At 62.7% G+C, this 14,951-nt stretch carries 19 protein-coding genes; 6 read left to right on the top strand and 13 right to left on the bottom strand.

Translation table 11 applies throughout. The features are described from left to right. Positions 1-38 precede the first annotated feature (38 nt). From NKH71_RS00095 to NKH71_RS00085, 3 genes are all read right to left on the bottom strand, one after another. The gene (locus NKH71_RS00095; protein ID WP_352894001.1) at positions 39-920 is read right to left on the bottom strand and encodes a Coat protein; all 882 of its coding nucleotides are present in this window, start codon (positions 918-920) and stop codon (positions 39-41) included. A gap of 87 nt (positions 921-1,007) precedes the next feature. Further along, a complete protein-coding gene (locus tag NKH71_RS00090; RefSeq protein WP_023718155.1) occupies positions 1,008-1,916 on the bottom strand; it encodes a hypothetical protein in 909 nt (302 codons plus the stop codon). A gap of 278 nt (positions 1,917-2,194) precedes the next feature. Further along, a complete protein-coding gene (locus tag NKH71_RS00085; protein ID WP_352893998.1) occupies positions 2,195-2,767 on the bottom strand; it encodes a hypothetical protein in 573 nt (190 codons plus the stop codon). 109 nt (positions 2,768-2,876) lie between these two features. Between NKH71_RS00085 and NKH71_RS00080 the strand changes: the two genes are divergently transcribed. From NKH71_RS00080 to NKH71_RS00065, 4 genes are all read left to right on the top strand, one after another. Further along, complete coding sequence (locus NKH71_RS00080) at positions 2,877-3,059, top strand: type II toxin-antitoxin system HicA family toxin (RefSeq protein ID WP_352788688.1); 183 nt, start codon at positions 2,877-2,879, stop codon at positions 3,057-3,059. A gap of 9 nt (positions 3,060-3,068) precedes the next feature. Further along, complete coding sequence (locus tag NKH71_RS00075; protein WP_023718152.1) at positions 3,069-3,470, top strand: type II toxin-antitoxin system HicB family antitoxin; 402 nt, start codon at positions 3,069-3,071, stop codon at positions 3,468-3,470. A gap of 194 nt (positions 3,471-3,664) precedes the next feature. Continuing rightward, positions 3,665-3,982, top strand: coding sequence for a YMGG-like glycine zipper-containing protein (locus NKH71_RS00070; RefSeq protein ID WP_023718151.1), 318 nt, complete (start codon positions 3,665-3,667; stop codon positions 3,980-3,982). Between the two features lie 226 nt (positions 3,983-4,208). Continuing rightward, on the top strand, positions 4,209-4,658 hold the full coding sequence (locus NKH71_RS00065; protein ID WP_023718150.1) for a hypothetical protein: 450 nt from the start codon (positions 4,209-4,211) through the stop codon (positions 4,656-4,658). 53 nt (positions 4,659-4,711) lie between these two features. Here the strand turns inward: NKH71_RS00065 and NKH71_RS00060 are convergent, their stop codons facing one another. The 8 genes from NKH71_RS00060 to NKH71_RS00025 all read right to left on the bottom strand — a co-directional run bounded on the left by NKH71_RS00060 (position 4,712) and on the right by NKH71_RS00025 (position 11,752). Continuing rightward, positions 4,712-5,035: a Bbp19 family protein gene (locus NKH71_RS00060; RefSeq protein ID WP_352788691.1), complete on the bottom strand. Its 324-nt coding sequence runs from the start codon at positions 5,033-5,035 to the stop codon at positions 4,712-4,714. Then, positions 5,032-6,774, bottom strand: a complete 1,743-nt coding sequence (locus NKH71_RS00055; RefSeq protein WP_352589709.1) for a portal protein — start codon at positions 6,772-6,774, stop codon at positions 5,032-5,034. Before NKH71_RS00055 ends, NKH71_RS00060 begins: the two co-directional genes overlap by 4 nt. Positions 6,775-7,045: 271 nt before the next feature. Further along, positions 7,046-8,218 (bottom strand): acyltransferase family protein, encoded by a 1,173-nt coding sequence (locus NKH71_RS00050; protein WP_352496796.1) that lies wholly within the window; start codon positions 8,216-8,218, stop codon positions 7,046-7,048. Between the two features lie 467 nt (positions 8,219-8,685). Beyond that, positions 8,686-9,279: a hypothetical protein gene (locus NKH71_RS00045; protein WP_352496074.1), complete on the bottom strand. Its 594-nt coding sequence runs from the start codon at positions 9,277-9,279 to the stop codon at positions 8,686-8,688. Then, a complete protein-coding gene (locus tag NKH71_RS00040) occupies positions 9,276-10,031 on the bottom strand; it encodes a phage terminase large subunit family protein (protein WP_352589703.1) in 756 nt (251 codons plus the stop codon). The genes NKH71_RS00045 and NKH71_RS00040 overlap by 4 nt, the downstream gene beginning before the upstream one ends. 280 nt (positions 10,032-10,311) lie before the next feature. After that, positions 10,312-10,863: a terminase large subunit domain-containing protein gene (locus NKH71_RS00035; RefSeq protein WP_245278545.1), complete on the bottom strand. Its 552-nt coding sequence runs from the start codon at positions 10,861-10,863 to the stop codon at positions 10,312-10,314. A 79-nt stretch (positions 10,864-10,942) separates the two neighbouring features. Then, positions 10,943-11,341, bottom strand: a complete 399-nt coding sequence (locus tag NKH71_RS00030) for a hypothetical protein (protein WP_352893995.1) — start codon at positions 11,339-11,341, stop codon at positions 10,943-10,945. A gap of 3 nt (positions 11,342-11,344) precedes the next feature. Further along, entirely contained in the window at positions 11,345-11,752 is a 408-nt protein-coding gene (locus NKH71_RS00025) for a hypothetical protein (protein WP_023718143.1), read from the bottom strand. Between the two features lie 399 nt (positions 11,753-12,151). Here NKH71_RS00025 and NKH71_RS00020 point away from each other — a divergent pair, with 399 nt between their 5' ends. Together NKH71_RS00020 and NKH71_RS00015 are read left to right on the top strand one after the other, a co-directional pair. Further along, entirely contained in the window at positions 12,152-12,970 is an 819-nt protein-coding gene (locus tag NKH71_RS00020; protein WP_023718142.1) for a class I SAM-dependent methyltransferase, read from the top strand. 212 nt (positions 12,971-13,182) lie between these two features. Next, positions 13,183-13,488, top strand: coding sequence for a hypothetical protein (locus NKH71_RS00015; protein ID WP_023675713.1), 306 nt, complete (start codon positions 13,183-13,185; stop codon positions 13,486-13,488). Between the two features lie 76 nt (positions 13,489-13,564). Here the strand turns inward: NKH71_RS00015 and NKH71_RS00010 are convergent, their stop codons facing one another. Then, positions 13,565-13,918 carry a hypothetical protein gene (locus NKH71_RS00010; RefSeq protein ID WP_023718140.1) on the bottom strand — a complete coding sequence of 118 codons (354 nt, stop codon included), beginning with the start codon at positions 13,916-13,918 and terminating at the stop codon, positions 13,565-13,567. 222 nt (positions 13,919-14,140) lie between these two features. Continuing rightward, complete coding sequence (locus NKH71_RS00005; RefSeq protein WP_352481623.1) at positions 14,141-14,572, bottom strand: DoxX family protein; 432 nt, start codon at positions 14,570-14,572, stop codon at positions 14,141-14,143. Between the last annotated feature and the right edge of the window lie 379 nt (positions 14,573-14,951).

The raw sequence follows: 14,951 nt of genomic DNA, 5'->3' as shown, positions 1-14,951 counted from the left end.
TTGTTTTCCGGGCTTCTGGCGGCTCTTCCCGGCGATTATCACCTTTTCCCAGCATTAGGCGGCTGATGCCATCTGATCTTGCGCGTTACACGGCGGCCGACCATTTCGGTGACGCCGCCGCCATGGCCCTGCCGCGGCTTGCGGTCGAACTCGAGCGGGCCGCCTTCGGTGTTGACCGGCAGCTCGTTCCACAGGATCGCCTTGTCCTTGAACATGAAGGCGGTGTAGACGCCGCCGGCGACCGGAATATCGTCATCGACGACGGCCCTGAGCCCCATGTAATAGGGGATCAGCGGCCCGCCCTGCTCGGACGACGGCACATAGTCGATGAGGTCGGCGAGCTTCAGCGCCTTCATCTGTTTCGAATGCATCCAGATCGTCTTGAACTTGTCGGCGCGGTCGCCCATCAGATAGGCGGCCTCGATGATGTCGGTGTCGACGATGGAAGCACCGGTAACGCGCACCAGATCGCTGCCGTCATTGGCGATGTTGTCGGCCAGCACGCCTTTCAGGATGCCGAGCAGCGTCAGCTTGTTGGCGCGCTGCCAGTAGTCGGTCTGGCGACGCACGATGAGCTTCTGCGGATCGTCGCCGGCAAGGATCGAAGTCAGGTCCGGGATGCCCCAGGCCTGCGCACGCACATTGCGGGCCGCGACTTCGCGGCGCGCACCGATCTTCTTCATCTCGATCGAGTCGGCCGGGTCGTCATTGACCGGCTCCGAGGGATCGTTGCCGAGATCCTTCCAGCCGGGCATGTCGACGGAACGCCCGCCCATGGAGAGCTTCGAGGCGATGGCCGGGTCGGAAAACAGGATCCCGGCCTGGTAGATGTCGAGCGACTGGACATGCTCTTCGAACGAGTATTGCGCATAGACGGACGGAACGATCGCGTCCGCGATGCGGGTATAGGCGTCTGCCATTTTTGTCTTCCTTCAGGTTTGTGGAGATTGGCGGACCATGATCCAGAAAAGTGGAAACCGGTTTTCGGAAAAGATCATGATCCAATTTCAGAGAGGGTTGTTGGGCATCCATAGATCGGGGTTTTCGCCGGCCTCGCGTGCCAGCCGCCGGGCACGGGCGGGGTCGCTTTTGACCAGCGCCGAGATGCCGGTCAGGTTGCGCTCGCCGGCAGCATTGCGCTTGAAGGGATTGCCTCCACTCAAGGCCGCGCCGCCGTCGATCGTGTCTTCGCGGAACATCGCCTCGCCGATGGCGTGGAACGCCTTGGCGATCTGCGGGTCGGTCAAGGCGCCATCCGGCAGAAGGATGCCCTTCGCCTTATAGGCATTGACCAGGCCGAGCTTCTTCATCGCCCTGTTGGCGACCTCGAGCTTCTGGCGAAAGCCATCGCTGCCGGTCGGTCCCCAATCCCGCACAAGGTCGTCGTGGGTCGTCTCGACCGAGCGGGCAACGGCGATTTGCTGTGCCTTGGCCTGCTCGGCCATGTAGCCGACGAAGCGGTCGTGATAGGCCTGCGCGACCTTCGGGGTAGCACCTGCCTCGACTGCCCAGGCCTTGGACGCATTGGCGAGCTCGTCCGAATAGGCGAAGTTTTCGGGGAGCCCGTCGGGGCGCCTGTACTCGACCTTGTCGGGCGAGGTCAGCGGACGCATCGCCTCGGGCAGTCGGGCATGGAACCTGTCCCAGTCTTCCGCGGCTGCATCGGCTGCCGGAACGCGCAGGCTCTCACCCTGCTGCCGCTCCAGCTCCGCATAAGAGGTGAAAACCCGATCGAGGCTTTCAGGCTTGGTCCAGCCCTTGGTTTCAGCAAGCTTGCGGTTGCCTTCGGAAAGACCGTCAAACCAGCTTTTGGCCGCAGGCGGGGCGGACCCGTTGTCCCCGTTGGCCGGTGGCCGTGCAAGGTTGCCCGCCGGTGGCGCCGCCACCGCGGACCCGGCGTCTGCCAGATCTGTCATGAAAAGATTCCTTATGTTGAGGTTTAGAGAGAGCCAGCGGCGAAGCTGCCAATCTCCCCCCTCGTGGGGGAGATGTCCGGCAGGACAGAGGGGGGCGCGAAGGAACGCGAGGATCCGGTGCACTTCGTCACCAACGCCCCGGGAAAGATTGCAAGCACGAATCAGCTGGATAAGCCGGCGGGACAGCGCCCCCCTCTGCCCTGCCGGGCATCTCCCCCACGCGGGGGGAGATTGGCCGTCACTTCCGCTTTCGCCAATCACCCATATCTGGAGGGAACCTAGATATTGTCGCCCCAGTTCTCCCAGAGCAGCGTGATAGTGCCGGTGACGGCAACCGTGCCGTCAGCGTCGATATCCGTGCCGGTGGCAAACGCCAGGTTGAGATAGAGGTCGACCGGCGTCACGGTGCCGTCGAGCGTGGCGGCTGCGGCAATATCTGCGACCGATGCGCTCGACAGCGCAGCACCCGCGCCATCCAGCGTGCGGCCGGTCGCCGCCAGCACGTTGATCATGGTGCCGGCGAGCGCAGCACTCGACGCCGCCGTCGAGCCGAGCGACCAGGTCAGCGCGGCATTGTCGTTGATGGTCGACGCGCGGGTAGTCAGCACCGCGAACTGCAATCTTGCCGTGCCGCCCTTGATACGGATCTTGCCATCGATGAAATCGAACAGCTTCTGACTGGCATAGGCCAGTGCATCGGTGACCGGCACCGGCATGGCATTGAAACAGAAGACGGTGCGGTAGGCGCCGCCCTGCCCGGTCGTCCTGGCGGTAAGCCCCGCCTTGGGCGGGGCAAGGCCGGCTTCTCTGGCGGCGGCACGCGAAAGCGTCCGGGGAAGACCTCGGGTCATCTGGTATCTCCATTTTTGGGGATTTGAGGAAGGTTCAACTGGACCGCGGCACGTAATCTGCCGCAAATCTCATGGACATTTAGGCCTTCTATGTGTATCTATACACAACATGAAGAGCGCCGATGTCATTCACAGGCTGTTGGCGGATGGCTGGTACGAAGTGGCTCGAAAAGGAAGTCACGCCCAGTTCAAGCACAAGGCCAAGCCGGGCCGGGTAACAGTACCGCATCCCAAGCGCGACATCCCGATCGGCACTCTCAAGAGTATCGAAAAACAATCCGGCTTGAGCTGAGGTAGAGAAATGCGGAACTACATCGGACTGATCCACAAGCAAGCGGACAGCGACTTCGGCGTCTCCTTCCCCGATTTTCCGGGCCTGGTGACAGCAGGCGTCAATCTGGATGATGCCCGCGCCATGGCCGAGGAAGCACTGGCCTTTCATGTCGAGGGGCTGGTCGAGGATGGCGAAGCAATTCCCGAGCCGTCGTCCCTGGAGGAAGTGATGTCGGACAAGGACAATCTGAGCGGTGTCGCCATCCTGGTTCCCTTGAAAGCCGAAGCGGCGAAAGTCGTGCGCGTCAATGTCACCATTCCGGAAGATATCCTCGATCAGATCGATCGATATGCAGAGCGCCACGGCTACAGCCGATCCGGATTTCTGACCGCTGCGGCAAAAAAGGTGATGCAGATCGAGGCAGCGTAGCCCCTCGAAGGTCGATTTGAGATGAAGCTCCGTCGTCTTGTTCGGTTACATTTCTTTCCGAAACCGAGCTGTCAGACTAAAACAACCATGTCTTATTTCGTGAGGCTCAGTGCCTATGTTCCGCCGCAAATGCCACCGCACTTGGCAAAATCGGCCCGTGTATTAGTTCATAGACTTCAAGGGAGTACCAGACGATGACCATTTCCAGAGCCATTGCCGCCATGCTCGTAACCGCCGCATTGGCAGGCTGCGCGCAGACCGAAGCACAGCAGAGAACCAGCACCGGTGCGCTGCTCGGCGCCGGCGCCGGTGCGCTTGCCGGCCAGGCGATCGGCGGCAACACCAAGAGCACGGTCATCGGTGCCGGAGCCGGCGCCTTGCTGGGCGCCGTCGTCGGCAACGCCACCACGCCGCAGCCGCGCGGCGAACAGCTTTGCCGTTATCAGGATCGCAACAGCGGCCGCATCTACACCGCCCCCTGTGACGACCGCTATTATAACGGCGATTATTGAGCGTGCCCCCTTCTCCCCGTTCTGCGGGGAGAAGGTCCCGGCAGGGGGATGAGGGGCAGCGCAAACTTCTGAAATGCCGGCACCGCCCCTCACCTGCCTGCCGGCATCCTCTCCCCGTAAAACGGGGAGAGGGAAGCAGCTTCAGCCTCGGCGCATCCTTTTCCCTGATTTGGTCCTTCCGCTGATTAGAGGTCAGCGCTATCTTCCCTACCAAGGGGGACGAGCGATGCGGGCTATTGCAACTTCGAGGCCGGTGATCCTCCGCCTCGTAATCCTTTTGCTGGCTTGCTTGTTTGCGATGGAGCCGGCAAACTCGAAAGACGGCGACGTCTTCTTATGTACGGTGAGCGACTTCCGCACGTGGTCCGACATACCGTCATCTGGTAGCCCGGAATTCGTCGCAAATAACAAGGCCAGGAAATTCGATATCCAAGAATTTGCCGATCACTTCATTGTAACCAGCAAATCGAGCACGTTCAAACCATCCTCAACGAAATACGATATCTTCCAACGCAGCGTGTATCAGGTCGCTGCATTTGATAGCACGACATTCATGCTCGACACGTTCGTTATGAGGACAGCAGATGTTGAAGGTCCTCCGACCAAGGCGCGGGTCACGCTGCAAACTCCAACATATCTGAACACGTGGTATTTGGACTGCGCCTTGCAGAATTGATGCACCGCAGAACCGATGGCTATTCGCGTTCAGATATCCTGTAGCCCCAAACCCTACCTCCCCTCCGCCCTCGCCGCCTTCTCCAGTGCCGCCAGTTGCGCTTCGTCCAGCGTCAGGAACCCCATGATGTGCTGCACCACCTCGGCGCGGGCGTTGCTCAGCGCGCTGTGCAGCTCGAAGCCGTTCGGCGTTTTTGTCTTGGCCAGCCACTCGCCATAGGACGGGCGGCGGTAATAGCCGGTCGCAGCCGTGAGGTCGGCCAGCACCATCTCGCCGTCCTGGCCTGAGAACACCCTGAGATAGGCCTTGGCCAGCGCATCTTGCGCCTTGGCCGGGCCGCCGGCCTGGCTGGAATGGGCGAAGCGTTTGCCACTCATACGCCCTGCCCGCCCGAAGCATCTTGCACACCCTGCGGCATCAGCTCGCCGAGTCCATCCAGCAGGCCGCTATCGCGCGCCTGTACGGCCGCCGGCACCGCATCCCTGGCGACCTTGCCGGCGGCGGCGACCGCCGCCATGCCGGCCTGTTCCTGCTGGGCCTTGGCACGAGCATCGCGAATACCGGCCACCTCGTCCTGGCGGCGAAAGATGCGCTGCGGGCTGCGGCCCGCGCCCTGCACGATCTTCAGTGCTTCATCGCCGTCGATATTGTCCATGATGCCGGGATCGAATTGCGCCATCTGCATGGCCGTCGTCACCACCTGGATGGTGTCGCGGGCTTCGGCCGAGCGGCGCAGCACGTCGAGCGGGCCGGTGAAGGTCGGCCGCAGCGCCTTGCCGGCGAGGCTCGCCGGCGGCAGGAAGCGGCTGTCTTCCTCGTAAAGTCCCTTGTCTTCCAGAATACCCAGCTCGCGGTCGAGATTGCTGGCAAAGCCGGCCTGGATGATCGAGCCGGACGGCCCGAGCAGCGCGCCCTTCTCCTCCTGCCGGATCAAGGCCTCGGTCGCCGTCATCTGCGGGTTCTGCACCAGCGTCTGGAACAGGTTGACGAACATCATGTCCCGGATCTCCTCGGCCCGGCTGTCGGCATAATTGAACGCATAGGTCGGGTTCTGGCCGGTGGCGATGGGCGCGATCAGCGGCCGGCCGGCATCGTCGATCAGGCCCGGATAATTCTCGCCGGGATTGAGCACCGGCACATAGTCGAGCCGCGCCTTGGACGCGGTCGCCGGATCGGTGATCTGCTGCAGGGCGCGCAGGCCGGAGCGCCGCACGGCGTTCTCCTCGCGCACCGTCGTCAGCGCCTCGATGGTCGGCGAGATGCCGTAGGGATCGCCCTCGTAGCGGCGCCAGTTGAAGCACGATACCGGGAACGAGCGAAAACCGCTTTCCCTGACGATCACCTCCTCGTCCTCGATGACGTGATAGGAAGCGAACGCCGTATCGAGATACTGATAGGTGCCGCTCAGACTGTACATTTTGCGCTCGTCGCGCGGCTGGATGCACTGGATCAGCGAGATCTTCGTCTCGCATTTCGAGGGGTCGTCGACCAGAACCTTGATCCGCATCGGCAGCTTTTCATAGCCGAGCAGTTGCGCCGCCTGCCGCGCCGTGCGCTCGTAGCGGCGGTGGAAAATATCGACCTGGCCCCAGCGGTTGCGCGAGAGATAGCCCTCGACCACGGGGATCGAGGCATAGCGGATCAGCGTGCCGCCAAAACCCTCCTCGGCGTAGAGATAGGCTGGGCCGTAGCGCACGACATTGCGCAGGCATGCCTGTGTTGCCGGCACGAAGTTCGAATTGGCGGAGTAGCGCAGCGAAAACAGGAAATCGCGCAGCGCTTCCGCCCATTCCTTTTCCTCGTCGGTTTCCTCGTCGTTGATTGCCGCGGTCGACAGCCCATGCCATTTCTCTGACTGCGGGATGATCAGGCTTTCCAGCCCGGCGGCCAGCCGGTTGGCGGCCGAGTTGATGGTGTTGGCGTAGACGCGCGCACCGCGCCGCTCCTGCCGTTCGGCCTGCGAATCCGTGCCGGCCTGGCGGCGGCCGCTCCACATATCGGGCGCATCGGGGTCGCAGAATTCGGACACCGCCTCCCAGACATGCTCGTACTGGCTGCGTTCGCTCTCCAGTTCTGCCTGTCGCGACAGAATATCGCGAGCACGGGAATCGCTCATGGTCAGCCTCGCTTGATGGATTGGATTGAAAAGAAGCGGCGGGACGCCGAAGCTGCCGACCTCCCCCTTGTGGGGGAGATGTCCGGCAGGACAGAGGGGGGCGCGAAGGATCGCAAGCCTGCGTTTTTTATGTTTTTCCGACCGGATTCGCCCAACCGGAATTCGCCTAACGTCGCGTTACAAATGATCCACAAGCCGGCGGGACAGCGCCCCCCTCTGCCCTGCCGGGCATCTCCCCCACGAGGGGGGGGAGATCGGCAGTTTCAGCTGATCATGCGCTGCCCTCGAGCGCCGGGCTCCGCCCAAAACGCTGCACCACGAAACGTCCCATCTTCTGGCCGGGCACTTCGATCAGCGTGTAGGTGATCCAGGACAGCAGGCACACCACCGGCAGAACGACGACAGTGACGACCGCAAAGCGCAGCGGCGCCGACAATTCGTGGCCGAACTGGGTGATGACCAGGGCCGCGACCGGCTGGAGAACCAGCAGATGGATCAAATAGATGCTGAAGGAAAGCTCACCCATCAGATGAAAGAACCTGTTGGCGAGCGTCATGGCGATCTTTCTGGCCACGATGCCCATCATTCCCGGCAGCATCCGGTAGAGAACCAGGGCAAAGAAACCCAATACGAGCGCTTCCCGCATCAAAAGCTTGCCAAGCCCATAGCCGCCGCCGAAGGGCAGCGCGGCCAGAGCCATGGCCAACGCCAGATATGCGAAGGGCCGCTTTTGCCTTTGATGGACGACGCCCGCCAGCAGCATCCCGCACAGGAAAATCTGCATCTTCAGCGGCAGGAACGACGGCATCGGAAAATGCACCGACAATTGCCCCATCAACAACACGATCGCGCTGCCGGTGGCCGCTACCAGAATGGCGCTCCATACCCAGTCAAGCCTGCGCACCAGCAGCATGATCGCCGGAAACACCGCATAGAACTGCATCTCCAGCCCGAGGCTCCAGTCCGGCAGCGGCGTGCGATAGGCGAAATTCGGCACCAGGCCGAACAGGAACAGCAGATGGGCGCCAATATTCTTCAGGCCGCTGTCGAGATAACGCTCGGGCGCCTGCGGCGACCTCAGCAGGAACTCGTCGATGACCATCCTCGACTGGTAGAGATAGGGGCCAAGCGCCAGGGCAGCGAACAGCATGATGTAGAACAGCGGCGCTATCCTGAAGTAGCGGCGGGTCCAGAATTTCAGCCAGGTTTCCGGCCTTTGCCAGGGCTCCTTGTCCTGGCGCAGCTGGTAATGGAACACCATCAGGAAGCCGGACAGCATGATGAACAGATCGACGCCGAGGTCCGGTTCGCCGAGGATAGGAACCTGCCAGCCGGTCAACAGCAGGCAGTGCCCGATAAGCACCCAGATCGCGGCGAGCGCCCGAAGCCCGTCCAGGCACTCGATGCGCGATGTTTCCGTCATGCCGAACTTCTCGATAGCCATGTTGCAATGCAGCATGGCGGCTGAGGGAAGAATGTCAACCGTGCGGAAGGAACACGATTTGCGCTCGGTTGTTACGGAAAACGCGGAAGCTGCGATCTCCCCCCTCGAGGCCCCTCGAGGGGGGAGATGGCCGGCAGGCCAGAGGGGGGCGCGAAGGAACGCCAGCCTCTGTTTTCGTTTCCCGCCGGAATGAGCCGATGGCGGCAACTTACAAATTGATCACCAAGGCCGGCGGGACAGTGCCCCCCTCTGCCCTGCCGGGCATCTCCCCCACGAGGGGGGAGATCGGCAGCATCACCCGCCTCTCTTCTTCACCAACCTTGCGTGCCGGCGCCAGTACCACCACGCCAGCACGCGGTTGCGGAACACTCTTCTCATCGCGCCCATGTCAAACCCCCAGCAGCACGCGGCGCTGGCCGGTGAGCTCACTGGGCGACAAATCGGTCTTCACCGTTCCCGCGGTCCCATCATTGGCCGCCAGCTGGGCCCGCAACGCGGCCTCGCGCGCCTGCACGTCCTTGTCGGCAATGGTCGGTGTCGGCGGCAACGGCTTCAGCGCCGGCGGCTTTCGAAAAAGGCACATGGTTTTCTCCAAAGTGAGAGATTCTCGTCCAGTCGTAGAGCAGAAAATCCTCGCCGTTCCGGCCGTAGCCCGGCAGGCGGCAGCGTTGCGTGGCACCAAGCCGGGCCAGCCAGCGCAGCGCCAATTCATTGGCGGCCAGCGCTCGCGCCTCGACCCGCCAGGCGCCGTGCGCCGCAACCTGCGGCCCGAGCACGGCGTGAAAGAATTCCGTAATCCCAGGCACGCAGCGCCTCATGCGGCGCGTGCCCCAGCTCCAGGCGATCCACAGCCCGCTGCGCTGTTCGGCGGCGCCGAAGCCGGCCTCCGGATTGCCGTCGAGCTCGGCAACATAGGCAAACCCCTGCAGCGCCGTCAGCGCCAGCAAAGCCGGCGACCACTCGTCGAACTGGCAGTCGATCTCGGCTCGATCCTCCGGCCGCAGGTTGGCGGCAATATAGGAGAGATCGCGCAGTGTGGCGGGGATGATGCGGATGGTCACCGAAACGCCCCCAGCGGATCGGCCTGCCCCGCCTTCCGCCGCGCGGCTTTGAACACCGCCGGGTCGACCACCGCTTCCCTCAGCATCATCACGCCATAGCGGGTCGCCGCCATCAAATCGTCGCGCAACTTCACCACCTGGCCATCCCGGCGGTGATAGAGCCGGAACTCCTCGAACCACGGCAAAAGCGTCGAAAACACCTTGAAGCGGCCTGATTGCATGCGATCGAGCATGTCCATCAGCCCGGCCTCGACCGATACCGAACCGTCGGCGAACTGCGCATGGCTGGCGAGCATGTTCAGCCCATGTGCCGAATATTGCTTGGCAAGCGCGGTGCCGGCACCCTCCAGTGTCTCGCGGCGGCCGTCGCGCGGCCATGCCCATGGCAGCCATTCGCCCCACGGTTTCAGAGTCAGCGCCTGCATGGCGGGAGTCTGCTGCGAAGCGCGGCAGGCCTTTGTGATATAGACGACGTCGGCCTCCGTATCCCAGGCGAGCTCGACCGCCGCCGAGGGATGGTCCCAGCCGAAATCGAGTGCGCCGAGCCGCGGCCAATAGCGCGGCAGCGGGAACGGCTCACAGGCGATCAGCTCCTCGGCCACCGGAAATATGCGGCCGGAGCCGAGCACCGGAATGCCTTTGGCCCGCGCCTCACGCTCATGCGCCGGATAGGCGGCAATGATCTCGGCGCGCTGCTGCGGCGTATAATGCTCGGCATCGTCGATGGTCATGAAGGTGACGTGACGGGTCATTGTTTTTCACCCTCGCGGCATTGAATCATGGTGGCAGGTGTTGGACGTATGCTGCTGTTCGGTAAGATGTTTTCATGATGGCGGGACAGCGCCCCCCTCTGTCCTGCCGGACATCTCCCCCTCAAGGGGGGAGATGGCAGCTTCAGCGTCTCGCTTATCCGCAAGCATTGGAGATTGGCGAAAGCCAATGCGACATCCAATCTCCCCACTAGAGGGGGAGATGTCCGGCAGGACAGAGGGGGGCGCGAAGGAACGCGAGTTGCGCGATTTCGCAGCGCTGTCATCCCCTCCCCATCCCTCCCACCTGCTCCGCGGACAAAAACAGCAGCACCACGTCCGACATGCCGAGCAGCGGCGTGAAGGTGACGATGGTGATGCCGCCGGTGGCGTTGGTGCGGGTCAGCCCTTCGGAATAGATGTCGAGCGGCGGCTCCTCGTCGAACCAGACGCCGTGCAGCGTTTCGCCCTGCCATTTCTCGCGGCCTTTCTCGTAGCTCTTGAACGACAGCACCGATTCGTCGGCCTGGACATCGCCGCCGCCGCCCCAGCGCACCACGATGCTGTCGAGCGCGCCCGGCGCCCGTCCCGCCATCGTGCTGACGAGGGCGTCGGCCGGGATCATCCCGGTGCCCCAGGCCGCCTGCTGCTGTGGCGGGCCGATCAGGATGCGCTGCGGGTTGTCGCGCGTGCTTTCACCGGTGACGCCGGCCGCCCACATCCGTACCGCACAATCGAAAACCTTGCCTTGCCACCAATCGGGATAGCGGCCGGTGAGGTGCATCGCCCACTCGGCGCCGCCCGCCCTGGTCTTGCCGAGCTGGTTGCCGGCCATGAACAGGCGCTCGCGATTGGTCGCGCCGGCTGCGTGAAATTCGGCCTGTCGGGGATAAGGCCGATAGGCGGCAAGCTGGTTAGTGCGGCGCCTCCGGTCCAGCTCCGCCAGCAGGCTGAGATATTCCTTCCTTGCCGCCCGGCTGGGCGAAGCCTTTTGCGAAGTCCGGCTTCTCGAGGAACGGCCTAAGGACGCCTTCGAGGCCGCGGATGCGCTGCCTGATTTCGTCATCGCTCAATGCATCCAGATTGTTGATGTTGACACTAAGATCCTTGGGCAGCACCGAGAGCACGAGCTTCAGATACTGATCGGGCTTTTCGGCGCGCACCTCGGCGATGACGCCGGCGCCATGGGCGCGGAAATCGGCGCGGATCGCTTCGAGGAAGCCGTCGGCCAGCGTCTTCTTCGCCCGCTTGGTTCGCTTGCCGGGTGCTTGATCGTGCGGCTGGGGATCGCCGGTGGAAGGAGCCTTGGCCATGCCCTACTCTGCCGTCCCGGCGGAGATCGCCGGCTTCTTGTTGGCTGGCCGCACAATGCGCTTGCGCGGCTTGGCCTTCTTGCCGGCGCGTGCCGACTTCGGCTTGTGCGGCTGGCTCGCCGGCTTCGCATCAGTCAGCGTGCCGGGCTTCATCGCACCGGCGTCAAGCAAGGCATTCAGCCGTGCCCTGAGAATTGCCACCGCCTTGCCGTCGAGTGCTTCCGACGGGAAGCCGAAGCCGCCGACCGCATCGACGATACCGCCACGCAGCATACCGATCCGCACGCCGGCGGCGACCAGTTCGAAGCGGCCGATGCGTGCATAGGGTGCGGCGCCGGCGAACTCGCCAATGGCGCTGACGACCTCGTGGCCGTCATCGTCGGTGATGATGGTGGCGTAACGGTTGGACATGGGGATGTTCTCTGGGGTGGGCGCACGAGCGCGTTGCGGGATTCATGGTTGGTGATTTCGCGGTTCCGACGATCGTCAGGTCGCGTTCCTTCGCGCCCCTGTCCTGCCGGCCCCACAGCTGGCAGCTCACGTAACGTTTGGTCGAAAAGGAAGCCTGAAACAAAAAACCCGCCTCGGCGGGCGGGTCGTTGGAGCCAATTGGCACCATACCCAAATTAGTAGCATAGCTGCCGGCACAAAGCAAGAACAAAATGTGGCATCAGCGGAAAAAAATGCACTGACGACCTCGCACCCTTCATCGGTGGACGGCTGGAAAGAGGGGTTCTTTGGCGAGAAAGGCGGGGCATTGCGTGAGACTTGCGTTGATGGGATGGTGTTTGCGCTTGAGGGGAACGCGTCATGGACAATGTCACCAGTCACTACGGCAGCGACGGCATCATCGATCGCATCTTGGCCGCGATCCCGGACGCCGACCCGGCCGGCAAACTCGCCGCCGCGCAACTCTATCCATTCGATCAGCTCCATGGCCGCGAACTGATCGCCACGCGGGAGCATGCGGCCCGTCTTGCGCCTTCGCCGACAGATCGGATCCTGGATATCGGCAGCGGCATTGGCGGGCCGGCAAGGTTTCTGGCCTCGACCTATGGCTGCCAGGTCGACGGCATCGACCTGACGCCGGCCTTTGTCGCCGCGTCGAGCCGACTGACCGCCCTCAGCGGATTGTCCGACAAGGTTCGCTTCCATCAGGCCGACGCGACGAAATTGCCTTTTGGCGACAGCACCTTCGATGCGGCGATCTGCTTCTATGTCGGCATGAACATCGAGAATAAGGCCGCGGTCATCGACGAGGCCTGGCGCGTGCTGAAACCGCGGGGCAGGCTGATCTGGACCGAGGCCGTGCTCGCCGGCGGCGCGCCATACTACCCCATGCCATGGGCGGTTTCGCCGGCGACCAGTCACCTCGCCGATCGGGAAAAATTGAAAGCCCTGTTTGGCGATGCCGGGTTTCGCATCGACGAGATCGTCGACGAAACCGGCGAACATGTTGAGCTGGCGCTGAAGAGAGCCAATTCCGGCATCGTGCCCTCGCCGGCGCAGCAGCAGGCAAATGAAATCGTCATGGGCGCGGAATTCCTGCAGCGCCGCCGCAACTACATCCGAAGCCTGAGTGACGGAAAGCTCGCCTCGCTCGCCGTGATAGTCTCCAAACCGGCCTGAAACAAAAAACCCGCCTCGGGAGGCGGGTCGTCGGTGTGAATCAGCACCATACCCAGATTAGTAGCATAGCTGCCGGCACAAAGCAAGAACAAAATGTGGCGGCAGCAAAAAATGCGAGGTGGTGGGCGAGGCACACCGGCCGGCGAGACGCCACCGTCCGGATCAGAACAGGCATTCGCGCGTTTGAAGCTTAGCCAATGGGAGCAAAAGCCATGAATGTCGCCAATCTGCAACTCGAAGGCCTGCTTATGGCCATCGCATCGATCAATCAGGTGCTGGTCCGCAAGGGCGTGCTCTCTGTCGAGGAGATAGACATCGCCTTGCGCAAGGCCGAAGCCAGCGAGACCAACGAGGAAAGGTCCGAAGGCATGTCGGCGTCGAGCCGCGACGCCGTCAACTTCCCGATCCGACTGCTGGAGTTGGCCAATCAGTGTCAGCCGGAGACGGACATGCCGTCCTTCTCGAAACTGGCGCGCATGGTCGGTCAGATCAAGGAACCTTACAACGACCAGATGTGACGCGGCGATCATAACTGGCGCCGCGATCGGAGTTGACACAGCGATAACGGCTGCCGTGCCGGGCTGGCGGCGACTGCTAGCGGCCCTGCATGATCCTGATGACCTTGCTGTTGTCGGCGGTTGGCGAATGCAGCTTCACATAGTCGGCGTAGGTCAGTCTGCCACTGGCAATGGCATTGCTGATACGGCTGCACAGGGCCGTCTCGTACTTCGCCACGCTCACATTCATGAACGCAGCGTACGTTTTCTTTTCGCCGAGCGACGTGGATTTCTCTCTTGCAATGCAGTCCTTGATGACCAGGCGCTTCACGGCAGGGCTGCCTTCAAGCGTGGCATGCATCGTGTTGAATTCGCCTTCGGTCAACGTGGTGCAGCCGGCAAGCAGTGACGCGCCGATCATGGCGGCAGCAAAACGCGTGGCGATGTTCATGAATTCCCCCTAAAGACCCGTGTCTTGCTTAGCCCGTCGAAAGTTGGAAGTACAGAGGGAATGCAGGCGCCTCTACAAAAAGCATAAACCTAGAACGCCCGTTACTTTAGCTGTCGCTTTTATTGCACTCGACCTGCGATGGCCTGAATGACGGGACCCGGCCGTCCTCGATGTCACGACGATGCTGGTGCGGATCGAGACGCCGGATCCGAAATTCCGGCATCACCCCCTGCCAAGCTTCAGCGCCAGGACGCGGCCTGGCCCGTGCACGGCGGCGAACAGCAGCCCGGCCAGGAAGGTGAAATGGTCGACGAAGAAGCCGAACTCCGCCTGGTTGCCGGCCCAGTGCGATGGCCCGTGGAAGGCGAAGCCCAGGAACAGCACATAGGCGCCGGCGACGAGTGCTGCCCAGGAGAAGAAGGCGCCGGTCAGGAAGCATAGGACGAGGACGACCTCGAGCAGGGCTGCGCACCAGGCCAGGAACAGCGGGAACGGAAATCCGGCCGCCGCGATATAGCCGGCGGTGGCGCCGATATCGATGAATTTGAAGGTCACGGCCATCAGGAAGACGGCGGCAAAGATCAGGCGGGCGACAAGGATTGCCGCGGTCTGCCACGGCGACTGAACGGATGATTGAGTGGTTTCCAAGGTCATGATGTCCTCCCAAGAGTTGCGACGGTTTCGCCCCAAGGACGCACCACCAGCCGCAAGCCCGACATCATCCCCCGAAAAACCTGCAGGATACAAGCGCGTAGCGGGCCAGACATTGCAGAACCTGGTTCCTCGCCCAATGGAGGCAGGGCGCATATGGGCAAGTGCCCCCTCACCCGGATTGCCAACCGAATTGCGAAGGGCAATTCGGGGCAGTCCGACCTCTCCCCGAGGGGAGAGGAGGTCGCCTGCGTTGATGCCAGCCTCTTCTCCCCAGCGGGGCCTGTTGCGTAATTCGCTGATTGTGATTCTCTGAGGTGGACGGTCTGAGGGAATCGCGATGGCAGTGAAGCAGACGGGCCAGTTGAGCTTGGCGGAGGCT

This window comes from Mesorhizobium sp. M0983 (genome assembly GCF_040318975.1).
Classification (GTDB): domain Bacteria; phylum Pseudomonadota; class Alphaproteobacteria; order Rhizobiales; family Rhizobiaceae; genus Mesorhizobium.
The sequence above is the reverse complement of the archived record's forward strand: the minus strand, read 5'-3'. Positions and strand labels throughout refer to the sequence as shown.